The organism is Pseudomonas sp. HR96 (genome assembly GCF_034059295.1).
Lineage (GTDB): Bacteria > Pseudomonadota > Gammaproteobacteria > Pseudomonadales > Pseudomonadaceae > Aquipseudomonas.
Genome location: NZ_CP139141.1, coordinates 1,286,695 through 1,307,745 on the forward strand (window position 1 = coordinate 1,286,695; position 21,051 = coordinate 1,307,745).

The 21,051-nt window shown below is 65.8% G+C and carries 20 protein-coding genes; 8 read left to right on the forward strand and 12 right to left on the reverse strand.

From position 1 onward, the window contains the following. Positions 1–62: 62 nt before the first annotated feature. Positions 63–1,754 (forward strand): bifunctional metallophosphatase/5'-nucleotidase, encoded by a 1,692-nt coding sequence (locus SFA35_RS06095; protein ID WP_320576253.1) that lies wholly within the window; start codon positions 63–65, stop codon positions 1,752–1,754. Between the two features lie 30 nt (positions 1,755–1,784). Here the strand turns inward: SFA35_RS06095 and SFA35_RS06100 are convergent, their stop codons facing one another. The 9 genes from SFA35_RS06100 to SFA35_RS06140 all read right to left on the reverse strand — a co-directional run bounded on the left by SFA35_RS06100 (position 1,785) and on the right by SFA35_RS06140 (position 11,774). Beyond that, positions 1,785–3,047: a HipA domain-containing protein gene (locus tag SFA35_RS06100; RefSeq protein ID WP_320576254.1), complete on the reverse strand. Its 1,263-nt coding sequence runs from the start codon at positions 3,045–3,047 to the stop codon at positions 1,785–1,787. Beyond that, a complete protein-coding gene (locus SFA35_RS06105; RefSeq protein WP_320576255.1) occupies positions 3,044–3,529 on the reverse strand; it encodes a helix-turn-helix transcriptional regulator in 486 nt (161 codons plus the stop codon). Before SFA35_RS06105 ends, SFA35_RS06100 begins: the two co-directional genes overlap by 4 nt. Positions 3,530–3,652: 123 nt before the next feature. Further along, positions 3,653–4,726 carry an acetate/propionate family kinase gene (locus tag SFA35_RS06110; RefSeq protein WP_320576257.1) on the reverse strand — a complete coding sequence of 358 codons (1,074 nt, stop codon included), beginning with the start codon at positions 4,724–4,726 and terminating at the stop codon, positions 3,653–3,655. After that, positions 4,723–7,104: a phosphoketolase family protein gene (locus SFA35_RS06115; protein WP_320576259.1), complete on the reverse strand. Its 2,382-nt coding sequence runs from the start codon at positions 7,102–7,104 to the stop codon at positions 4,723–4,725. The genes SFA35_RS06110 and SFA35_RS06115 overlap by 4 nt, the downstream gene beginning before the upstream one ends. Before the next feature lie 90 nt (positions 7,105–7,194). Continuing rightward, the gene (locus SFA35_RS06120) at positions 7,195–7,812 is read right to left on the reverse strand and encodes a histidine phosphatase family protein (protein ID WP_320576263.1); all 618 of its coding nucleotides are present in this window, start codon (positions 7,810–7,812) and stop codon (positions 7,195–7,197) included. After that, a complete protein-coding gene (locus SFA35_RS06125) occupies positions 7,809–8,828 on the reverse strand; it encodes a class I fructose-bisphosphate aldolase (protein ID WP_320576265.1) in 1,020 nt (339 codons plus the stop codon). The genes SFA35_RS06120 and SFA35_RS06125 overlap by 4 nt, the downstream gene beginning before the upstream one ends. A 122-nt stretch (positions 8,829–8,950) precedes the next feature. Next, positions 8,951–9,964, reverse strand: a complete 1,014-nt coding sequence (locus tag SFA35_RS06130; RefSeq protein WP_320576267.1) for a glycoside hydrolase family 5 protein — start codon at positions 9,962–9,964, stop codon at positions 8,951–8,953. Beyond that, complete coding sequence (locus tag SFA35_RS06135) at positions 9,961–10,368, reverse strand: VOC family protein (protein WP_320576269.1); 408 nt, start codon at positions 10,366–10,368, stop codon at positions 9,961–9,963. The genes SFA35_RS06130 and SFA35_RS06135 overlap by 4 nt, the downstream gene beginning before the upstream one ends. Positions 10,369–10,523: 155 nt before the next feature. Next, complete coding sequence (locus SFA35_RS06140; protein WP_320576271.1) at positions 10,524–11,774, reverse strand: multidrug effflux MFS transporter; 1,251 nt, start codon at positions 11,772–11,774, stop codon at positions 10,524–10,526. Positions 11,775–12,068: 294 nt separating this feature from the next. Between SFA35_RS06140 and katG the strand changes: the two genes are divergently transcribed. Next, entirely contained in the window at positions 12,069–14,348 is a 2,280-nt protein-coding gene (gene katG / locus SFA35_RS06145) for a catalase/peroxidase HPI (protein ID WP_320576273.1), read from the forward strand. A 377-nt stretch (positions 14,349–14,725) separates the two neighbouring features. Here the strand turns inward: katG and SFA35_RS06150 are convergent, their stop codons facing one another. Further along, positions 14,726–15,355, reverse strand: a complete 630-nt coding sequence (locus SFA35_RS06150; protein ID WP_320576275.1) for an HD domain-containing protein — start codon at positions 15,353–15,355, stop codon at positions 14,726–14,728. Positions 15,356–15,473: 118 nt separating this feature from the next. On the opposite strand from SFA35_RS06150, the gene SFA35_RS06155 reads away from it, so the two are divergent. Together SFA35_RS06155 and SFA35_RS06160 are read left to right on the forward strand one after the other, a co-directional pair. Further along, positions 15,474–16,436, forward strand: a complete 963-nt coding sequence (locus SFA35_RS06155) for a GlxA family transcriptional regulator (protein ID WP_320576276.1) — start codon at positions 15,474–15,476, stop codon at positions 16,434–16,436. An 84-nt stretch (positions 16,437–16,520) separates the two neighbouring features. Next, complete coding sequence (locus SFA35_RS06160; RefSeq protein ID WP_320576277.1) at positions 16,521–16,757, forward strand: hypothetical protein; 237 nt, start codon at positions 16,521–16,523, stop codon at positions 16,755–16,757. Between the two features lie 78 nt (positions 16,758–16,835). Here the strand turns inward: SFA35_RS06160 and SFA35_RS06165 are convergent, their stop codons facing one another. Further along, positions 16,836–17,096 carry a DUF465 domain-containing protein gene (locus SFA35_RS06165; protein ID WP_320576278.1) on the reverse strand — a complete coding sequence of 87 codons (261 nt, stop codon included), beginning with the start codon at positions 17,094–17,096 and terminating at the stop codon, positions 16,836–16,838. Positions 17,097–17,284: 188 nt separating this feature from the next. Between SFA35_RS06165 and rnd the strand changes: the two genes are divergently transcribed. The 3 genes from rnd to SFA35_RS06180 all read left to right on the forward strand — a co-directional run bounded on the left by rnd (position 17,285) and on the right by SFA35_RS06180 (position 19,764). After that, on the forward strand, positions 17,285–18,460 hold the full coding sequence (rnd, locus tag SFA35_RS06170) for a ribonuclease D (protein WP_320576280.1): 1,176 nt from the start codon (positions 17,285–17,287) through the stop codon (positions 18,458–18,460). Further along, positions 18,457–18,750: a YcgL domain-containing protein gene (locus tag SFA35_RS06175; RefSeq protein WP_320576282.1), complete on the forward strand. Its 294-nt coding sequence runs from the start codon at positions 18,457–18,459 to the stop codon at positions 18,748–18,750. Before rnd ends, SFA35_RS06175 begins: the two co-directional genes overlap by 4 nt. An 81-nt stretch (positions 18,751–18,831) precedes the next feature. Then, the gene (locus SFA35_RS06180) at positions 18,832–19,764 is read left to right on the forward strand and encodes a D-2-hydroxyacid dehydrogenase (protein WP_320576287.1); all 933 of its coding nucleotides are present in this window, start codon (positions 18,832–18,834) and stop codon (positions 19,762–19,764) included. Positions 19,765–19,817: 53 nt separating this feature from the next. On the opposite strand, the gene SFA35_RS06185 is transcribed toward SFA35_RS06180, so the two are convergent. After that, the gene (locus SFA35_RS06185) at positions 19,818–20,411 is read right to left on the reverse strand and encodes a nitroreductase family protein (protein WP_320576289.1); all 594 of its coding nucleotides are present in this window, start codon (positions 20,409–20,411) and stop codon (positions 19,818–19,820) included. Positions 20,412–20,589: 178 nt separating this feature from the next. Between SFA35_RS06185 and SFA35_RS06190 the strand changes: the two genes are divergently transcribed. After that, positions 20,590–21,039, forward strand: coding sequence for a YcgN family cysteine cluster protein (locus tag SFA35_RS06190; RefSeq protein WP_320576291.1), 450 nt, complete (start codon positions 20,590–20,592; stop codon positions 21,037–21,039). Positions 21,040–21,051: the final 12 nt, after the last annotated feature.

Consider the following 21,051-nt stretch of genomic DNA (forward strand, 5'->3'; position numbering starts at 1 on the left):
TACCCATTGGCGGCGGCCACCTCGGCCGTCGCTTCGATCAAGGACTGACTGCGAGCCTGGCCATGCACAGGATTCTGCCGTACTGGCGTCACCTGACGCTTCTTGCGCTGCTGCTCGCCCTGATCAGCTGCGCACCGTCGAACAGCAAGGCACCGGCGGTGCAGGTGCACATCGTTGCCATCAATGACCTGCATGGCTACCTGCAAGCCAACCCCTGGGTCTACCGCGACGCCAGTGGCGCCAACCACACGCTCGACGCCGGTGGCCTCGCCACCCTTGGTGGCATGCTCGACCAGCTGCGCGCCGCCGATCCGCAATTGCTCTTCGTCGGCGCCGGTGACCTGGTGGGCGCAAGCCCAGCCATCTCCGCGATGTGGGCCGACGAGCCGACGCTGCTGGCCCTGCATGACATGGGGCTGCGCCTGAGCGCCGTGGGCAACCATGAACTGGACAACGGCAAGGCCGAACTGCTACGCCTGCGCGACGGCGGCTGCAGCTCTTCACGACCGGCCAAGGCCTGTCGTTTTCACACGGATTACCCCGGCAGCGGTTTTCCCTACATTGCCGCCAACCTGATCGACACCCAGACCGGCAAGCCGCTGCTGCCGGCCTATCGCATCGAACAGAGCCACGGCATCAAGGTAGCTTTCGTCGGCGCGGTCCTGCGCGATGTCGCTCAGGTGGTCAGCGTGCGGGGCATGCAGGGCCTCAAGGCGGTGGACGAGGCCGAGTCGATCAACCGGGTCATCCCCGAGCTCAAGGCCCAGGGCGTCGACGCCATCATCGCCTTGATCCACCAGGGCGGCGAAACGCCCGAGGCGGTCGACCAGCAGGATTGCAAGCAACTGAGCGGCAGTATCGTCGAGGTTACCCGGCGCCTGGACCGGGCGGTGGACGCGGTGATCAGCGCGCACACCCACCGCGGCTATCTGTGCCGGGTCGATGGACGGCTGGTGACCCAGGGCAGTTCCTACGGCCATCTGCTCACCCAGCTGACCTTGACCGTCACGCCCGGCCAGCACCAGGTGACCTCGGTCAGCGCCGTCAACCTGCTGGCAGACCCTGCGCGTTATCCCCCTGACGAAAAGCTGGCAGCCTTTGAGCAGCAAGTGCAAACCCGCAGCAACGCCGTGCTCCTGCAGCCTGCCGGGCGCATCGCCGCGCCGATGATCAGCAACCGCCCGGACCCCAGCGGCGAATCGGCGCTGGGTGACCTGATCGCCGACTCGCACCTGGCGATGACCCGCGACCTGGGCGCGCAGATCGCCCTGATGAATCCCGGCGGCATCCGCAACAACCTGGCTCTGGCCCCCGGCCAGGATCAATTGACCTACGCGCAGCTGGCGCAGGTGCAGCCGTTCGGCAACACCCTGGTGCTGGTCGACCTGACCGGCGCCCAGTTGCTGGCGCTGCTCGACCAGCAGTGGAACGGCGACCAGTTCAAACCGCTGCAGGTGTCCAAGGGCCTGAGCTACCGCTGGGATGCCCAGCGCCCGGCCGACAGCCGGGTGGTGCCGGGCAGCCTGACCTACAACGGCGTTCCGGTCGCCGCCGAGCGCGTCTACCGGGTCGTCGCCAACAGCTTCCTCGCCGAAGGCGGCGATCACTTCACCGTGTTCCAGCAGGGCACCCGCCGCCAAGACAGCGGCCTGGGTGATCTGGACGCCACCGTGGCGTACCTGCAAGGCAACACCCGCCGCGGCATTGCCGTGGGCGCGAGCGAGAGTGCAGGGCGCTATCAGCGGGTGAATTAAAGGTACGAACCTGTGCCAGCCAGATGTCCGTCAACGTTGCGCGCGGACAAATGCGGGGGCCATCGCGTCCCGTTCTCGCGGCGACAGGCCTACTCGTTCGGCCAATGTCCGCCAGTGGCTGACGGCATGAGCGCAGTCGGCGATGATTTCATCGGCTGCTGCCAATGGCACTCGAAAAACTACCGCGACCTCACGTGCCAACTCGAGGTCCAGGGCATTGTCATGTTCGGTGATGTTGAGCTTGAGCCCATCGCCGTGGGCAACCGGATTGAGGTCATAAGCAGCCGACAATCGCCAGCCTTTGCCGGGTACCAGGATGAACCCGTGGTTGCGTAAATGGTCATCGGTGTTGGACACCAGGATACTGAACACGATGCGCGACCACAGCTCCCGGAGGTCTTGTTTGGGGTTGGCTCCGTGGCGCATGAGCACCTCGGCCAGCTCCAGATAACTTGCCCCGCTGCTGGCATCGTCGCCGTCCTGGCGGCCCGTCAGGGTCATCGCCGAAGCGAAATGCAGGCGTTGGCCCTGGGCATTGCGGTCGAAGCGTTTGACCATAAAACAGTGGTGCTCACTGGCGTAGCGCCTGGCGGTTGCCGGCGCGACATCCAGCCCGCACGCCTTGGCAAGCGCGTTGACCACCAACTCCCAGCCCCCTACATCGTAGTCGTCGCGCAGCGAGGGAAATTTGGCGATCCATAAATGGTTGTCATCATCGACCACGCTGGCCTTCGGCCGAGCACCGCCGAGCGAGCCGCCTGGTGCAATCAGCATCCGCAGCCATTCGCGGCCTTCGGTGAGGGAGTTGTCGGCATCGCGCTCGATCTCCAGGCTGGCGCGCTCCAGAACACGCAGCTCGACAAAGGGCGGGGCGGCGTAGTCAGTCTGGTGGTCGAGAAAAGGTCCGGTATCGTTCAGGCGATAGCGCAGGGCCCCGACCCTGTAAAGGTCGTGGACTCCCAGGAGAAAATCGGTTTCGGACAACCGGATTCTTTGGTCCAGGCCGTCACGCAGGTCCCGCTCATGACGACGCTTCATCAGCAGTCGCCCCCAACGATCAGGGCTGGAGTCGGCAAACACGCCAAACATCGCATGCCCTGATTGCGGATATTGAGCACCGGCATACGGGCCGATTGCAGGATCGATCGGCACGCTCCCGATGGCAGGATCCAGCAGAGCGAGCGGGTCGTTTTCATATTCGAAACGTTCGCTTTGCCGAGTCTTGCGCGCGTGCAGCCAACCCAGGCGCCGGGGGGCATCCAGCCCTGCCCAGTCGGCGTATACGGCGATCATGAGCGATTATCCTTTGGACGGCGCGGAACCAGCGCCGCTAGCGCATCGCTGGTGTACGAGGCAGGCGCCTCGCGCACAGGATCTGGCGCGGCGACCGGGGTGGCGGGCTCTACAAAGGTTGCGCGGGGCGATGCCTGCGGTATCACGGCGTTTGGCGCCGGCTGACGTGCTGATCCGCTTCCTGCCCGCGTGGCCGGCAACAGACGCGCGTCCTGCAGATGGCGGCCCAGCTCATCTGCGGCAGCGAGTTGGGCCAGGTCGCTTTCCACCCCCAGCACCTGCATGACCGAAAGGTAGGCTCCTATAGTACTGCCCGGTGACCCGCGCTCAAGGGCGCGAAGGGTCATCAGCGACATGCCGGCGCGTTCTGCTGCCTGTTTGGCGGTGATCTTGCGGCGCAGGCGGGCGAGCTTCAGGCGTTCGCCGAAGTCGGCGAGGAGCCGCTCGGTAGCCGGGAGCAATGCGGCGGTCGTTTTAGCCATGCCATTATTCCTGCGTTCAAGAGGTTCGAATGCAGGAATAATAGCAGAGGATGAATCTCTCTAAATGCTATTATTCTATCATTATGTTAGCATATATGACGTAATAATGGCGGCCTGCTCGCTTTAAACGACCTCCGCGCTCAACCGTGCGATCTCCTCATCCTCCAGCGACGGCAACACCCGCACCTTGCCTGCCACCCCCAGCCAGCCCAACCCTGCGCAGACCCACTCGCGCACGGGCGCATCGTGTTCACCGATACCGCCGGTGAACACCAGCAGGTCCAGGCCCTCCAGCACCGCCACCATGGCCGCGATCTGCTTGCGTGCGGCCTGGCAGAACATCTCGATGGCCAGCGCCGCATCCGCGTCGTGGCCCGCCGCGGCGTGCAGTTTGCGCATGTCGCTGGCCAGGCCCGAGATGCCCAGCAGGCCGGACTGATGGTCGATCAACTGCGCAAGGGCGTCGGCGTCGAGCTTGTTGTGACGCAGCAGATAGATCAGCACCCCGGGGTCAAGGTCGCCGCTGCGGGTACCCATGACGATGCCGCCGCTGGGCGTCAGGCCCATACTGGTGTCGACGGACTGGCCCTGATGGACGGCGGTGATGCTGGCGCCATTGCCCAGGTGGGCGATCACCAGGCGCGGCGGCACCTCATTGCCCAACTGGCGAACGATGGACGCACAGGACAGGCCGTGAAAGCCGTAGCGTCGCACGCCCTGTTCGCGCAGCTCGCGCGGCAGGGCGAGGGTGCGAGCCACCGATGGCAGGTGCTGGTGAAAACCGGTGTCGAAGCAGGCCACCTGGGGCACGCCTTTGAAGAATCGCCCGGCTTCCTCGATCACTTTCAGCGCAGCCGGCACGTGCAGTGGAGCAAAAGCGCTGGCCTGCTCAAGCTGGGTCAGTACCTGCGCATCGATCAACGTCGGCTGATACAGCTGCGACCCGCCATGCACCAGCCGATGGCCGATGACGTCCAGCGCCGGCAGCTGCATCTGCTCCAGGCGCTGCATGACCCCGGCCACGCTACCGTCGGCCAGGGGCTCACGGTCCACGCCAGTGGCACTGAAGGCGGCGTCCTGGCTGCCGAGGCCCTCGGCTTCGCCGCTGAGCAGGGTGTCGAGCTGGCCCTGGCCAACCAGATAGACACCGAACTTGAGCGACGACGAACCGCTGTTCAGCGCCAGGACGGTCTTCATGCCTGCCATTGCCATTGCAGGATCTCCGGCAGGTCTTCGCCCTGTTCGCTGATGTACAGCTTGTGCCGCTCGATGCTGCTCCAGTAGCGCTTCTGCGCCTTGTCCACTTCGCCGTGCAGGCGCGGCACGCGCATGATGGCGTCCAGCGCCAGCTGGTAGCGGTCGAGATTGTTCAGCACCACCATGTCGAACGGCGTGGTGGTGGTGCCCTCGTCGCGGTAGCCGCGCACGTGGAAGTTGTCGTGGTTGGTGCGCCCGTAGGTCAGCTTGTGGATCAGCGTCGGGTAGCCGTGGAAGGCGAAGATCACCGGCTTGTCGGCGGTGAACAGCAGGTCGAAGTCGACGTCGGTCAGCCCGTGCGGATGGTCGGCGCGCGGTTCGAGCACCATCAGGTCGACCACGTTGACCACGCGGACCTTCAGGTCCGGCACGTACTCGCGCAGCAGGGTCACGGCGGCCAGGGTCTCCAGGGTCGGCACGTCGCCGGCGCAGGCCATGACCACGTCCGGCTCGCCGTCACCCTCGTTGCCCGCCCATTCCCAGATGCCGGCGCCCGCGGTGCAGTGACGCACGGCGGCGTCCATGTCCAGCCACTGCCATTCCGGCTGCTTGCCGGCGACGATCAAGTTGACGTAGTGGTGGGTGCGCAGGCAGTGGTCGGCCACTGAGAGCAGGCAGTTGGCATCCGGCGGCAGGTAGATGCGCACGGTGTCGGACTTCTTGTTGGCGACATGGTCGATGAAGCCGGGATCCTGGTGCGACAGGCCATTGTGGTCCTGGCGCCAGACGTGGGAGGTGAGCAGGTAGTTGAGCGAGGCGATCGGCTTGCGCCAGGGAATGCTGCGGGTTTCCTTGAGCCACTTGGCGTGTTGGTTGAACATCGAGTCGATGATGTGAATGAACGCCTCGTAGCACGAAAACAGGCCATGGCGGCCGGTCAGCAGGTAGCCTTCCAGCCAGCCTTCGCAGAGGTGTTCGCTGAGCACCTCCATTACCCGGCCGTGCTGGCTGAGGTTGATGTCGACATCTTCGACCTTGGCCATCCAGGCCTTGCCGGACACTTCCAGCACCGCTTCGAGGCGGTTGGAGGCGGTCTCGTCCGGGCCGAACAGACGAAAATTCCTGCTCGCCAGGTTGAGCTTCATCACGTCGCGCAGGAAACCGCCAAGCACCCGTGTCGCTTCGGCGCGAACACCGCCGGGCGTCGGCACCGCCACCGCGTACTCGTGGAAATGCGGCAGGGCCAGCGGTTCGAGCAACTCGCCGCCGTTGGCGTGGGGGTTGAAGCCCATGCGCTGGTGGCCGGTGGGGGCGAGCTCGGCGTACTCGGCGACGAACTGGCCGTTGGCGTCGAACAGCTCTTCGGGCCGGTAGCTTTTCAGCCAGCCTTCCAGTTGCTGGACGTGCTCGGGGTTGCTGAACTCGGCAATCGGCACCTGATGCGCGCGCCAGGTGCCTTCCACCGGCAGGCCGTCGACGGTCTTGGGCCCGGTCCAGCCTTTGGGCGTGCGAAAGATGATCATCGGCCAGCGTGGCCGCGGCACATCACCGCCCTCGGCGCTGCGCGCGCTGGCCTGGATGTCGCGGATCTTGCCCAGGACGATGTCGAGGGTGGCGGCCAGCGCCTGGTGGACCTGCTCCGGGTCGTCGCCCTCGACGCGGTACGGCTCGTAGCCGTAGCCCTGCATCAGCGCGTCGAGTTCGGCGTCGTCCAGCCGCGCCAGCACCGAGGGGTTGGCGATCTTGAAGCCATTAAGGTGCAGGATCGGCAAGACGGCGCCGTCGCTGGCCGGGTTGAGGAATTTGTTCGAGTGCCAGCTGGTGGCCAGGGCACCGGTCTCGGCTTCGCCATCGCCGACCACGCAGGTGACGATCAGGTCGGGGTTGTCGAACGCCGCGCCATAGGCGTGGACCAGCGAGTAGCCCAGTTCGCCGCCCTCATGGATCGAGCCCGGGGTTCGCGCGGAAACGTGGCTGGGAATGCCGTTGGGCCAGGAGAACTGCCGGAACAGACGATGCAGGCCGTTGGCGCTGCGCTCGATGGCCGGATAGCGCTCGGTGTACGAGCCTTCCAGGTAGGTGTGCGCGACCAGCCCCGGGCCACCGTGACCGGGGCCGGTGATGAAGATCATGTTCAGGTCGTTTTCGCGGATCAGCCGGTTGCAGTGCACGTAGAGGAAGTTCAGCCCCGGCGTGGTGCCCCAGTGGCCAAGCAGGCGGCGCTTGATGTGCTCAAGGCGCAGCGGTTCCTTGAGCAGCGGGTTGTCGGCCAGGTAGATCTGCCCGACCGAGAGGTAGTTGGCGGCACGCCAGTAGGCGTCCATCTTGCGAAGTTGGTTTGAGGAAAGAGTCTTGTCTGAAGAAAGAGTCTTGCGCATGCTGTTCTCCGCGGTGAGCGCGGCTCGGATGAGCCGCGCGCGGTGCCTTGGTTCGCTGTAATGCGCGCATCAGCGGTGCAGAAAGGGGGGTTACTGCAGGCCCTCCAGAAAGCCACGACCAGGGGTGAGGTTCCACGCCGAAATGATCGGCGCATTTGAATGTTTGGCGTCCAGCGCCAACACGCTGAGCGACGCCGTGGCCAGCGGGAAGTGCCGTGCCTCGGTCAGCGGCAGCTCCAGCCAGCGGGTGGCCAGCACACCGCCGACGTGGCCGTGGGCGAACACCGCCACGTCGCCGCTGAGGGTGCGCAGGTGCGCGATCACGCCGTCGATGCGCGCCGTCATCTGCGCGGCCGATTCGCCGCCGGGGCAGCCGTCGCTGAAGATGTTCCAGCCGGGCCGGCGCTCGCGGATCTCCACCGAACGCAGGCCTTCGTAGTCGCCGTAGTCCCACTCGGCGAGGTCCTGCAGCACTTGCGCGGCATCGCCCAGGCCAGCCAGTCGGCTGGTCTGGCGGGCACGTTGCAACGGGCTGCTCAAGACATGGCTGAAGTTGAAACTACGCAGCAACGGCGCCAGGGTACGGGCCTCGTCTTCACCCTGGGCGGTCAGCGGGATATCGGTACGGCCGGTGTGCTGGCCGGTCAGCGACCATTCGGTCTGGCCGTGGCGCACGACGAAGATGCGCAAGGGAGCCTGCTCGCTCATGGGCGTTGTTCCATCCCTTCGTTGTAGGTGCCCAGCGCAGCGGCGCGGTTGCACACGGCGCGGTGCAGCAGCTCGCGCTGGCCCGCTTCGACGTTGGCGGGTTTGCCGTCCCAGGCACTGAGCGCCGGTTGCTGCAGGGCGCGACCGTAGGAGAAGGTTACCGCCCATGGCAGCGCCTGGCCTTGATGCATGTCATTCAAATGCGCCGAGGCCAGCTCGGCCGACTGTCCGCCGGAAAGAAAGGCGATGCCGGGCACGGCAGCCGGCACTGCCCGCAGCAGCACCTGCACAGTGGCGTCGGCGACTTCCTTGACCGAGGCCTGTTCGGCCGCCTCGCTGCCACTGGTGACCATGTTCGGCTTGAGCAGCATCCCTTCGAGCACCACGCCCTGGGCGTTGAGTTCGGCGAACACGGCGTGCAACACGCGCTCGGTGACTTCGCTGCAGCGCTGCAACGAGTGGGCGCCGTCCATCAGCACTTCCGGCTCGACGATTGGCACCAGGCCAACTTCCTGGCACAACGCGGCGTAACGCGCCAGCGCATGGGCGTTGACCGCGATGCCGGCATCGGAGGGAATGCCGTCGCCGATGTTGATCACCCCGCGCCACTTGGCGAAACGTGCGCCGAGCTTGAAGTAGTCCTCGAGGCGCTGGCGCAGGCCGTCGAGGCCTTCGGTGACGGTCTCGCCGGAGTGGCCGGCCAGTGGCTTGGCGCCCAGGTCGACCTTGATCCCGGGGATCAGCCCCCGCTCGCGGATGACGTCGATGAACGGCGTGCCGTCGAGTTTCTTCTGGTGGATGGTTTCATCGAACAGGATCAGCCCGCTGACGCTCTCGGCCAGGCGCGGCGTGGTAATCAGCAGCTCGCGGTAGGCGCGGCGCATTTCTTCGGTGTCTTCGATGCCTTGCTCGACGAAGCGCTTGCGGCAGGTCGAGGCGCTTTCGTCCATCGCCAACAGGCCCTTGCCGTCGGCGACCAGTGCCTTGGCGATATCGCTCAGTGCTTGAGTGTTCATCAGCAGCCTCCTTATGTCAGAGAACCAGTAGTCCAAAGATTCAGCCGCGCCCTCTGCGGCGCGAGGTACAGGGGTGTGACCATAGCCTATGGGAGATGTTCGGCGCCTGAAGATGAACAAAATCAGCGCTTCCAAGCTCCGTCACTGGCTACCAGGGCTTTGTGTATCGCCTCGTTCCAGTGCCCTTGGGCTAGGTCATAAGCCCCGAAGCTGCCCTCGAACTGCCAATAGGCCCAGGCAAAATGGCGCTTCTCGGCGGCGTTCACCACAGCAATTGTCCAGGCCAGGCGGTCGGCCGTGGGGGCCGCCTCGTAGGCGCCGAACTCACCCAGCAGCACCGGCCGGTCATGGGCCCTGGCCCAGTCGGCGATGACGTCGAACTCGTGGTACAGCTTGCTGCGTGAGGCCTGGTCGCCCCAGTGCACGTCGTGCTGGTCGCGGATATCCGCCCGCGTCCACGGCGCGCCCTGATGGGTGAAGCTGAAGGGATTGTAATAGTGCAGGGTGACGATCAGATGGCGGTCGGTGTCGGGCAGCTGCAGATCGGGCAGGGCAGTGAAGTAATTGCCCTTGGCCGGGCCGACGATCACCCCGCGCTGCGGGTTGCTCTGCCGAATCGTCGCCAGGACCTCAGCCAGGAGCGCGTTCCACTTTGCGACGGTCAGCTTGCCGCTGGGCTCGTTGAGCGCCTCGAACAGGACCGTGCCAGGCGCATCGCGAAAGCGCACAGCGACCTGGCCCCAGAACGCCAGAAGCCTGCTGCGGCAGGTCTCGGCGTTCTGCGCACAGGGGTGGAAGTCATGCTCGTCCAGGATCACCTTGAGCCCGGCGGCGCTGGCTTGCTGCACCACCGCATCGAGGCTGTGCAGCCATTGCGGGTCGAGTCGGTCGTGCGCGTCCATGTGGGCGAAGGCCTGCAGATTGACCCGCACGGTCTGGAAGCCACCGGCGGCGATGACCTTGAACAACTCGGGCGTGAACCGTGCCTTGGCCGGATCGCTCCACAGGGGGTCATAACCCAGCACATTGATGCCTCGGCCCAGCGATTGCGCCGAGTCGAATACATCCTGCGCCTGCACCATCGCGCCGTGCAGCAGGCACAGGCCCAAGGTGGCCGCGCACAGGCGGACGATCAAGCCTCGTCCTCGGCGTACAGGCAGACGAAGCACAGCTTGTTGCCTTCCGGGTCGCGGCAATAGGCGGCGTAGAAGCCAGGGCCGTACTGTGGACGCAGGCCGGGGGCGCCTTCATCGACGGCCCCCAGCGCCAGGGCAGTGCGCCAGGCGTTGTCGACCTGGCTGTCGGAGGCCGCGCGAAAGCTCACCTGGGTGCCATTGCCCCAGCTGGCCGGCTGGCCGTTGAACGGCAACTGCACAAAGAACTGCGGGTAGCGCTGGCCGGGCAGCTGCCAGCCGGCGCCATCCGGGCCGGCGTCCTCATAATCCACCAGACGCACCAGGCCCAGCGGCAGAAGAACCGCGTCGTAGAAGGCAATCAGGGCAGGAAGGTCGCGGGCGCCGAGCTGGATGTGGCTGAACATGGGAGGCTCCTGAGAGGTGCGCGGTTGGACGCACGGCATGTGGGAGGGGGCGTGGCCCCTTGAGGCCGCCAGGCCGTTTGGTTGTCTAGTTGTTTGCATGCATCGACAGCTCGTGCGCTGCGCACGCTCCCACACCCGCAGTACGACCTGCGCAGCTACAGCGTCGTGCTGCCCTGCACCGGCAACGGCGGTGCAACGACCACAGCAAAGGTAGCAAACAAAGCGCTGGCCAAGGCGAACGCCACGATCACCCCGGCCATGGGCCGCGGCGTGCCGTCGGCGAAGATGCCCACCAGCCCCGAGCCGAAGATGCCGGTGCCGTATTGCAGGGCACCGACCAGCGCCGACACGGCGCCGGCCATGTGCGGATAGCCATTAAGGGCGCCAATGATCGAGTTGGCGATAATCAGCCCGGTGGCGCCGACGAAGACGAACAGCGGCACGACCAGGCCTGGCAAGCCGCCCCATTGCGTCCAGGCATCCAGCGCCACCACGCAGGCGGCGCTGGCACCCAGCCAGCTGCCATAGCGCAACAGCGTATCGCTGCCGACCCGGCGCACCAGCCGCGCATTGAGCCCGTTGGCCAGCATGATGCCGACGATGCCGGCACCGAACAGCAGGCCGTAGACCTGCGGCGACACGTGGTAATAGCTGATGTAGGCGAACGGCGTACCGGCGATGTAGGCATACAGGGCGCCATAGAAGCAGCCGCCGGCGCCGATGTAGGCGACGATGCGCCGTTGCGCCAGTAGCTGGCCGTAGCGGCGCAAGGCACCGCTCAAGGGCAATTGACTGCGCCGCTCGGCGGGTAGCGTTTCGGGCAGCAGGGTCAGGGCCAGCCAGGTGATGAAGCCGAACACCGCCAGCGCCCAGAAAATCGCTCGCCAGCTGCCGAGCGTGAGAATCAGGCTGCCGATGCTCGGGCCCAGCAAAGGGGCCACCGCCATCACGCTCATCAGCGTCGAGAGCATTTGTGCGGCGCGGTGGCCTTCGTACAGATCCCGCACCATGGCCCGCGCCAGCACCACGTTGGCGCAGGCGCCCACCGCCTGCACGGCGCGCCAGCCGATCATCCAGCCAATGTCGTTGGCCAGCGCACAGCCGGCAGAGCCGATGATGAACAGCAGCAGGCCGGCGACGATCGGCCGCTTGCGACCGTAGCGATCGCCGATCGGGCCCCACAGCAACTGGCCCAGGCTGAAGCCCACCAGGTAGCCGGACAAGGTCCAGGCCACTTGCCCCGAGTCAGCGTGCAACGACTCGCCCATGGCCGGCATGGCAGGCAGATAAACGTCGGTGGAGACCGAGGCGAAGGCCATGAGGGCGCTGAGGATCGCCAGGATCTTCAGGCTTTGCCTATCGGAAGGAGGTGAGTGCTGCTGCGATGACTGGTGATCTGATGACATGGGGCGAAGCGTTACCCGTTGGCGTGGCGCGATGCAGGCGCGCGAAGGTCAAAGCACTACTGTAGAGGGCCGCACGCCCGGCAACAATCTCTTTGCGAGGTGCAGAACATTTCAGGTCGTGGGTGCTTTGGCAATGGTCGCAGGCGCCACAGCGGTCTAGGATTAATCCGGTGCAGGTGGCGACCACGTGCCTGCAATACGTGAAGCGCATGATCGGAGCCCGGCGCCCCCCGCGTGATGGCGCCTTCGAAAGGGGACCGACAGCCTGAACGATTCACCTGAGGAGAGATGTCCATGTCGACCGAATCCAAGTGCCCCTTCAACCACTCCGGCCCGAATCACCCGGCCGGCGGTGGCACGACCAACCGTGACTGGTGGCCCAATCAACTGAACCTGAAGATCCTGCATCAGCATTCTTCATTGTCCGATCCCATGGACCCGGGCTTCGACTATGCCGAGGCGTTCAAGAGCCTGGACATCGAGGCGGTCAAGCGCGACCTGCATGCGCTGATGACCGACTCGCAGGACTGGTGGCCGGCCGACTTCGGCCACTATGGGCCGTTGTTCATCCGTATGGCCTGGCACAGCGCCGGCACCTACCGCACGGCTGACGGCCGTGGCGGCGCCGGCTCTGGCCAGCAGCGCTTCGCCCCGCTCAACAGCTGGCCCGACAACGTCAGCCTGGACAAGGCGCGGCGGCTGATCTGGCCGATCAAGCAGAAGTACGGCAACAAGATTTCCTGGGCCGACCTGATCATCCTCACCGGCAACGTCGCGCTCGAATCCATGGGCTTCAAGACCTTCGGCTATTCGGGCGGTCGCGCCGACGTCTGGGAGCCGGACGAGGACGTGTACTGGGGCTCGGAGAAAACCTGGCTGGGCGGCGACCCGCGCTACGGCAAGGCCGAGTCCGGCGACGGCGTGCTGGTGGCCGAGCCCGACCAGCATGGCAGCGAGCAGAGCCGCACCGACCCGGCCGGGCGCAACCTGGAAAACCCGCTGGCCGCCGTGCAGATGGGCTTGATCTACGTCAACCCGGAAGGCCCCGAAGGCGTGCCCGATCCGGTGGCCTCGGCCAAGGATATCCGCGAAACCTTCGGCCGCATGGCCATGAACGATGAAGAGACCGTGGCCCTGATCGCCGGTGGCCACGCCTTCGGCAAGACCCACGGCGCCGGCCCGGCCGACAACGTCGGGCCGGAACCGGAAGCCGCCCCCATCGAGCAGCAGGGCTTTGGCTGGAAGAACAGCTACGGCACCGGTAAGGGCGCCGACACCATCACCAGCGGACTGGAAGTGACCTGGACCTCCACGCCCACGCGCTGGAGCAACCAGTACCTGGAGAACATGTTCCGTTTCGATTGGGAGCTGTTCAAGAGCCCCGCCGGTGCCCACCAGTGGCGGCCGGTCAACGGTGGCGGGGCAGGCACCGTGCCCGATGCCCACGACCCGAGCAAGCGCCACGCGCCGACCATGCTCACCTCCGACCTGGCGCTGCGCTTCGACCCGATCTACGAGCCGATCGCCCGGCGCTTTCGCGACCACCCCGAGCAGTTGGCCGACGCTTTCGCCCGCGCCTGGTTCAAGCTGACCCACCGCGACATGGGCCCGCTGGCCCGCTACCTGGGCCCGGATATCCCGGCAGAAGAACTGCTCTGGCAGGACCCGCTGCCGGCGCTCGATCACCCACTGGTGGACGAGCAGGACATCGCCGCGCTCAAGAGCAAGATCCTCGCTGCCGGCCTGTCGGTGTCGCAGCTGGTGGGCACCGCGTGGGCATCGGCCTCGACCTTCCGCGGCTCGGACAAGCGCGGCGGCGCCAATGGCGCGCGCATCCGCCTGGCGCCGCAGAAAGACTGGGCGGTCAACCAGCCGCAGCAACTGGCTCAGGTGCTGAGCGCCCTGGAGCAGATCCAGAATGACTTCAACGGCTCGCAAGCGGGGGGCAAGAAGATTTCCCTGGCCGACCTGATCGTGCTGGCCGGCGGTGTCGGCGTCGAGGAAGCCGCGCGCAACGCCGGCCACGCGGCCCTCGTACCGTTCAGCCCAGGCCGGGTGGATGCCTCCCAGGAGCAGACCGACGTCGAGTCGTTTGCGCTGCTGGAGCCGATCGCCGATGGCTTTCGCAACTACCTCAAGGGGCGCTACCGCGTCTCGGCCGAGGCGTTGCTGGTGGACAAGGCGCAACTGCTGACCCTCACCGCACCCGAAATGACTGTATTGGTGGGTGGCCTGCGGGTGCTCGAAGTCAACGATGGCCAGGCGGCCCACGGCGTGTTCAGTGACCGCGCCCAGGCCTTGACCAACGACTTCTTCGTCAACCTGCTGGACATCAACACCGAGTGGCAGCCGGTGACACAGTCACCGGACCAGTTCAACGGTCGCGACCGCAAGACCGGCGCCGCCAAGTGGACTGCCACCCGCGTCGACCTGGTGTTCGGCGCCAATGCCCAGTTGCGCGCCTTGGCGGAGGTGTATGCCAGCAGCGACTCGGCAGAGAAGTTCGTCGCCGATTTCGTCGCAGCGTGGACCAAGGTGATGAACCTGGATCGCTTCGATCTCGTGAAAGGTTGATCGAAAGCGGGACCGGGCTTGCCCCCGTCAACGCCGCCTGTGGCCTCACCCAGATTGGCGTAGGAGCCGGCGTAGCTGGCGAGGGCATCACCTCGGTGTCCGGGTAAATCATCTGATGGCATCGCGGCCGATGGCCAATCAAGCCTGGCGTTCGGGGTCGCTCCGCTCGCCAGCTTCGCCGGCTCCTACGCCACCTGTGGGGTCACCGGATTGGCGTAGGAGCCGGCGTAGCTGGCGAGGGCAACACCTCGGTGGTTGGGTGGATCATCTGATGGCATCGCGGCCGATGGCCAATCAAGCCTGTCGTTCGGGGTCGCTCCGCTCGCCAGCGCCTGTGCGCCCCGTGATGGAAGGGGCAAAGCCCCCGATTCTCGACTTCAGCCCTTCCACCCCGAGCCACGAATCACCTCGCAGAAGTTGCCCCGCACGAAGCGCGGGTCCTTGTCGGCCAGCACGTCGGCCTTGACGTTGCCGAACGTGGTCTGCGGCTTGTGCTTGATGCCGTCGTAGAAGGCTTGAATGATGTCTTCCTTGAAATGCTCGGTACGCGGGTGCAGGCGCACGATGGCCTCGCGCTCGGCATCGCTGTATTCGTTGTAGGTCAGGCCCAGCACGTCCATCTCCACACCGGCGGTGACCAGGGCGATCACGGGGTGCATGTGCTGCGGGATGCCGGGTGTGGTGTGCAGGGCAATGGCCGTCCATACGGTGCCGATGTCGGCTTCGGCAATCTGGTGGCCGCGCAGGAAATCCCGCGCCGCATTGGCGCCGTCCACTTCGAAGCGTTCGCAGGCGCTGCTGCATTTATGGGTCAGGCCCATATCGTGGAACATGCACCCGGCGTACAGCAGCTCGCTGTCGAACTCCAGGCCCCGGCGCTGGCCGGCCAGCGCGGCGAAATGATAGACGCGGCTGGAATGTTGAAACAGCAGGTCGGGCGCCGTGTCGCGGACCAGTTCGGTGATTTCGCGGGCCATGGCGCTGTCGGGGGTCTTGAAGTCATACATGCAGGTGATCTCTGTGCCGGGGGTGGAATTCCATTGTCGGCTCGTGCACACTTGTCCTCAATCGTCGTTATGCGACGTTTACTGCCATATGCGGATCATTGCCGCCACGGAGCCCGACATGGCCGATCAACCGCGAACCATCGCCATCCTGGCCTTGCCTGGTGTGCAACTGCTGGACGTCTGCGGGCCACTGGACGTGTTCGCCGAAGCCAACCGCTCTGCAGATCGCGCGCTTTACCAGCTCCGCGTGCTGGGCACGCGGCCGGGTCCGATCGGCAGCTCCTCGGGCGCCAGGCTCATGGCCGATGCCACGCTGCAGGACACCGACGAGGCCATCGACACGCTGCTCGTCGCCGGCTGCCCGGACGCCGCGCAACGCCCGGTGGATGCGGCACTGACGCAATGGCTGCAGCGCCGCGCGCCAGGACTGAGGCGCCTGGGCTCGGTGTGCACCGGCGCTTTCATTCTGGCCCGCGCCGGTCTGCTCGAAGGCCGGGAGGTCACCACCCATTGGGCTGGGGCCGAGCAGCTGGCTGCCGAGTTTCCCGGGGTCCGGGTGCAGGTCGATGCGATTCACGTGCGCGACGGCAAACTGCGTACAGCGGCCGGCGTTACCGCTGGCCTGGACCTCGCCCTGGCGCTGGTCGAGGAGGACCACGGCCCGGCCCTGGCCAGGGACGTGGCAGCGCATCTGGTGATGTTCTTCAAGCGCCCGGGCGGGCAGTTGCAGTTCAGCCGCAAGGGCGAGGCGGTGCCCACCGGCCGCTCGGCGTTGCAGGAGATTCAGCGCTACATCAGCGCCCATCCGGCAGCAGACCTGAGCATCGAGCAGCTGGCGAAGCGGGCAGGGCTGAGCCCGCGGCACTTTGCCCGGCTGTTCCAGGCCGAGGTGGGCGAGACGCCAGCGGCGTGGGTGGAAGCGGCGCGCATCGAGCGCGCTCGTCAGGCCCTTGAAGGCGGTAAGCTGGCGCCCAAGCAGGTGGCTGCGCTGTGCGGTTTTGCCAGTGTGGATGTCCTGCGGCGGGCCTTTACCCGCCGGCTGGGGGTCAGCCCTGCCGAGTTTCGCCGTGGCTTTGTCTGAGTGCTGGCAGCCGCTGCCAACTTATGAGGCCGGCAAGGGTCCATTGTGTTGAGTCCGTGCGACACACCCAAAGGAGCCTTCTACATGCCTGGCCAGAACACTTCCTTTCATGAACTGCTGCATCGTATCGCCGCCGGCGCCACCGAGCTGAGTGCGCCAGAAGATGTCGATACCACTTCGCAACTGATCAGCTTCGGTTTCGCCACGGCCGACTTCGTTCAGCACGACGGGCACCTGACCTACACCAATGTGCGCATCACACCCCAAGGGCGCGGCTACGTAGCTGACTGGGACGGACCACATGGTTCGGCGATACGCTGACTGCTGCCTTGCGCCCTGCCCACATAAAGGTGGGCGGGGCAGAGTCCCCGAGAGGCCGCAAGCCAGGTGCAATACCGGTCAGAACTTCCCGGTCCCGGCCCCCTGGGTATTGGGGTATTCCCACTGTTGCACGATCTTGTCCTTGATCAGCAGGCGCTTCTCCTTGAGCTTGGTCACTTCATCGTCATTGGCCGCAGCTTTTTCGGCATCGACCACGGCGGCGTCGGCACCCTGGTATTCGTCCAGCAGCCGGCTGAGCTTTTCGTCGCCCTGGCGACGCTTGTCGACTTCGGCCTTGCTGACGTTGAGGTCTTCGTACAGATCGTGTTTTACCGGCATGGGTATGTTTCTCCCTGTAGCCCGCAGGTTGCGGGGTTGAGAATAGTCGCGGTGCACTATCTGTGACCCCCGTGCAGTGGCGATTTGTTCCCAGAGGCTGTACGAATTCCGGGCGAACTGATGGCGCCGATGCCCAGTAATGGCTGGGGGCGATATATACTGCGCGCCATTGTTCAAGGGAGAGCCCCGTGGCTATCGATATTCACTGGATCCGCGACGACGCCAGCCTGGCCGCCCATTGCGCCGCCTGGCAGTCCCTTCCCTTCGTGGCGGTCGACACCGAGTTCATGCGCGTCGACACGTTTTACCCGATTGCCGGGCTGATCCAGGTCGGCGATGGCGCCAGCGCGTTCCTCATTGACCCGCTGACCATCCAGCAATGGCAGCCGCTGGCGGCGTTGCTGGAAAACCCGGCGGTGGTCAAGGTGCTGCACGCCTGCAGCGAAGACCTCGAGGTGCTGTTGCGCCTGACCGGTAGCCTGCCGGCACCATTGTTCGACACGCAGTTGGCGGCCGCCTATCTGAACCTGGGCTTTTCCATGGGCTATTCACGGCTGGTGCAGGAGGTGCTCGGGATCGAGCTGCCCAAGGGCGAAACCCGTTCCGATTGGCTGCAACGGCCGCTGTCCGACACGCAGGTGAGCTACGCCGCCGAAGACGCCGTGCATCTGGCCGAGGTGTACGCCCAACTGCGCCCGCGCCTTAGCGACGAGCGCGCCGCCTGGGTGCTGGAAGACGGCGCCGAGCTGGTCGCGCAACTGCGTCGCGAGGTCGACCCCGACGAGCTTTACCGCGAGGCCAAGCTGGCCTGGAAGCTGTCCCGGGCGCAGCTGGCTGTGTTGCGCGAGCTGTGTGCCTGGCGTGAGCGCGAGGCCCGCGCCCGCGACGTGCCGCGCAACCGCATCGTGCGCGAGCATTCGCTGTGGCCGCTGGCCAAGACCCAGCCGGACAACCTGCAGGCGCTGTCGCGCATCGAAGACATGCACCCGCGCACCGTACGCCACGATGGCGAATTCCTCCTCGAGCTGATCAAGCGCAGCGCCAGCCTGCCGCCCGAGCAGTGGCCCGCGGCCGTGCCTGAGCCGCTGCCGGTCGAAGCGGCCGCAGTGCTCAAGCAACTGCGCGCAGTCGGCCAGGCGCAGGCGGAGCGGCTGGGGATTGCCCCGGAACTGATGCTGCGCAAAAAAAACCTCGAAGCCCTGCTCAAGAGCGGCTATCCGAATGGCCCTTGGCACTTGCCGGAAAGCCTGCGTGGCTGGCGCCGCGAACTCATGGGCGACGCGCTGTTGCACTGCCTGGCGCAAAGCTCGGCAACGTCAGCCTCGGCAACGCCAGGCTCGAACGAATCAGAGAAGCTGTCATGAAACGCATTTGCTCGATCTACAAAAGTCCGAAACGCAACGAAATGTACCTTTACGTGCTCAAGAGCGACGGCCTGGAGCGCGTGCCCGAAGGGCTGCTGAGCGTGTTCGGCAAGCCGGTGCACGCTTTCGACCTGGTGCTGTCGCCCGAACGCGCGCTGGCCCGCGAAGATATCCACACGGTGCTCGAACACCTCGACAGCCAGGGTTACCATTTGCAGATGCCGCCCGCCGAGGACGAATACATCGAGCATTTGCCCGAAGAATTGCTGCGCCGCAACGATCCCATCTGAGCGCCGCCGACAACCCCGCTTTCCACTTTCACGGCCTGCGGCCCAGTGCCGCCGGCACGCTCTTGCACAGGTTTCATGATCATGCGCGTTCTCATCGCAGAACAGGATTACGCCGTTTACGCCCAGCTGTTGCGCGAAGCGGCCCCGGACCTGGACGTCTGCACCAGTGGCGATTCCGCCGAACTGGCCCGGTTGGCGGCGGATTGCCCGGTGTGGCTGGGTCAGCCTGACCTGCTGGCCACCCTGTTGCGCCAAGGCCATTCGCCACTGTGGCTGCAGTCGACCTGGGCGGGGATCAAACCGCTGCTGGCCGAGGGCCTGCAACGCAGCTATCGGCTGACCCGCGCGGTGGGCATCTTTGGCCAGGTGATGGCCGAATACATGCTGACCTACATGCTCGGCCACGAGCGCGAAGTGCTCGGGCGCCTGGTCAGTCAGGTCGAGCGCAAATGGGACAACCGCCCTGGCCGCGGCCTGGCCGGGCGACGCGTGCTGGTGGTGGGCACTGGCGACATTGGCCAGCGCGTAGCCGAATTTCTCCAGCCGTTTGGCGTCAAGCTGTACGGCGTGGCCCGCACCGCGCGCAGCCAGGCGCCCTTTGTCGAAGTGGCGGCCATCAGCGAGCTCGGCCGCCTGGTGGGCGAGGTGGACTACGTCCTCAACCTGCTGCCGGACACCCCAGAGACCCACGACCTGTACGACGCGGCGCTGTTCGCCCGGTTCAATCCCGAGGCGCTGTTCATCAACGCCGGGCGCGGCGTGGCCGTGGTCGATGCCGACCTGGTCGAGGCGCTCAAGCAGGGCCACCTGGCGGGCGCCGTGATCGACGTCTGCCGCCAGGAGCCGCTGCCCCAGCGGCATCCGTTCTGGACCGCCTGGGGCCTGCTGTTGACCGGCCACAGCTCGGCGCCCACTTCGCCGACAGCGATGGTGCAGGTGTTCGTCGACAACCTGCGCGCCTGGCAGCAGGGCCAGCCGTTGCGCGGTGAAGTGGATTTCGTGCGCGGGTATTGAAACGCGAGCTGCGCACTGCGCCCGGTGTGGGCGGGTGCGCAGCGCCCGAACGGTTACAGGCTGAAATCTCCCTCGGCCGCCAGCTCGCTCAGCGGCTTGCGTGGGCTTGGGGTTTCCCGGGCCTGGAGGAAGTCGGCCAGGGTGGCCTTGTCGCCCAGTTTGCCGATCGCGATCGCCGCATGCAGGTCGTAGCCTTCGGGAATCTTCAGCTCGCTGCGCGCCAGGGCCTGGTCGAAACCGGCCATGCCGTGGGTGTGCCAGCCGCTGATGCTGGCCTGCAGGGCCAGGTGCGCCCAGGCTGAGCCGGTGTCGAAGGTGTGCCACAGCGCCGGGCTTTCTTCACTGGCGCCCGGGGCGGTGAAGGTGGTCTTGGAGATCACGATCACCAGCGCCGACGCGTGCTGCGCCCAGCTGCGGTTGAACTCGTTGAGCAGGCCCAGGTAGCGCTGCCAGTTCGGCGTGTCGCGGCGCGCATAGAGGAAGCGCCATGGCTGCGAGTTGTAGGCCGACGGCGCCCAGCGCGCGGCTTCGAGAAAGCTCAGCAGGGTTTCTTCGCTGATTGCCTCGTCGCTGAACGCGCGGGGCGACCAGCGCTGGATGAACTGTTCGTGGATGGCGTAATCGGCGACGCGGGTATTCTCACTCATGGGGTGCGGATTCCAGACCGTGGGTTGATCTGCTTTGATAACCAATGTCATCGCCACACGCAAGTAAATACTACCGCCAGTCGCCGCTGGCGCAACGGCCACTTGGCCAGCTGGGCGCGGCGCACTAGACTGCCGCGCTCGATTCACAGCAGCCGCTTCAAGACAGGACAACCGCACCATGGCCGGCAATCTCGAACCTTTCTGGATGGGCAAGACCCTCGAACAGCTCAGCCCCGTCGAGTGGGAGTCGCTGTGCGACGGCTGCGGCCTGTGCTGCCTGCAGAAACTCGAGGACGAGGACGACGGCAGCGTCTATTACACGCGCATCGCCTGCAAGCTGCTGGACCTCAAGAGTTGCCAGTGCAGCAACTACCCTGAACGCAAGGCGCTGGTCCCCGACTGCATCCAGCTCACCCCAGGCCAGGCCGACCAGTTCAAATGGCTGCCGCCGACCTGCGGCTACCGCCTGGTCAGCGAGCGCAAGGACTTGCCGGCCTGGCATCACCTGGTCTGTGGCGACCGCGAGCAGGTGCACAAGCAACGCATCTCGCAGTCCGGGCGGATGCTCAGCGAGAAAGACGTGGCCGAGGACGACTGGGAAGATTACCTGATCTTTCGGGCGGGTTGATCGCGGGCTGGG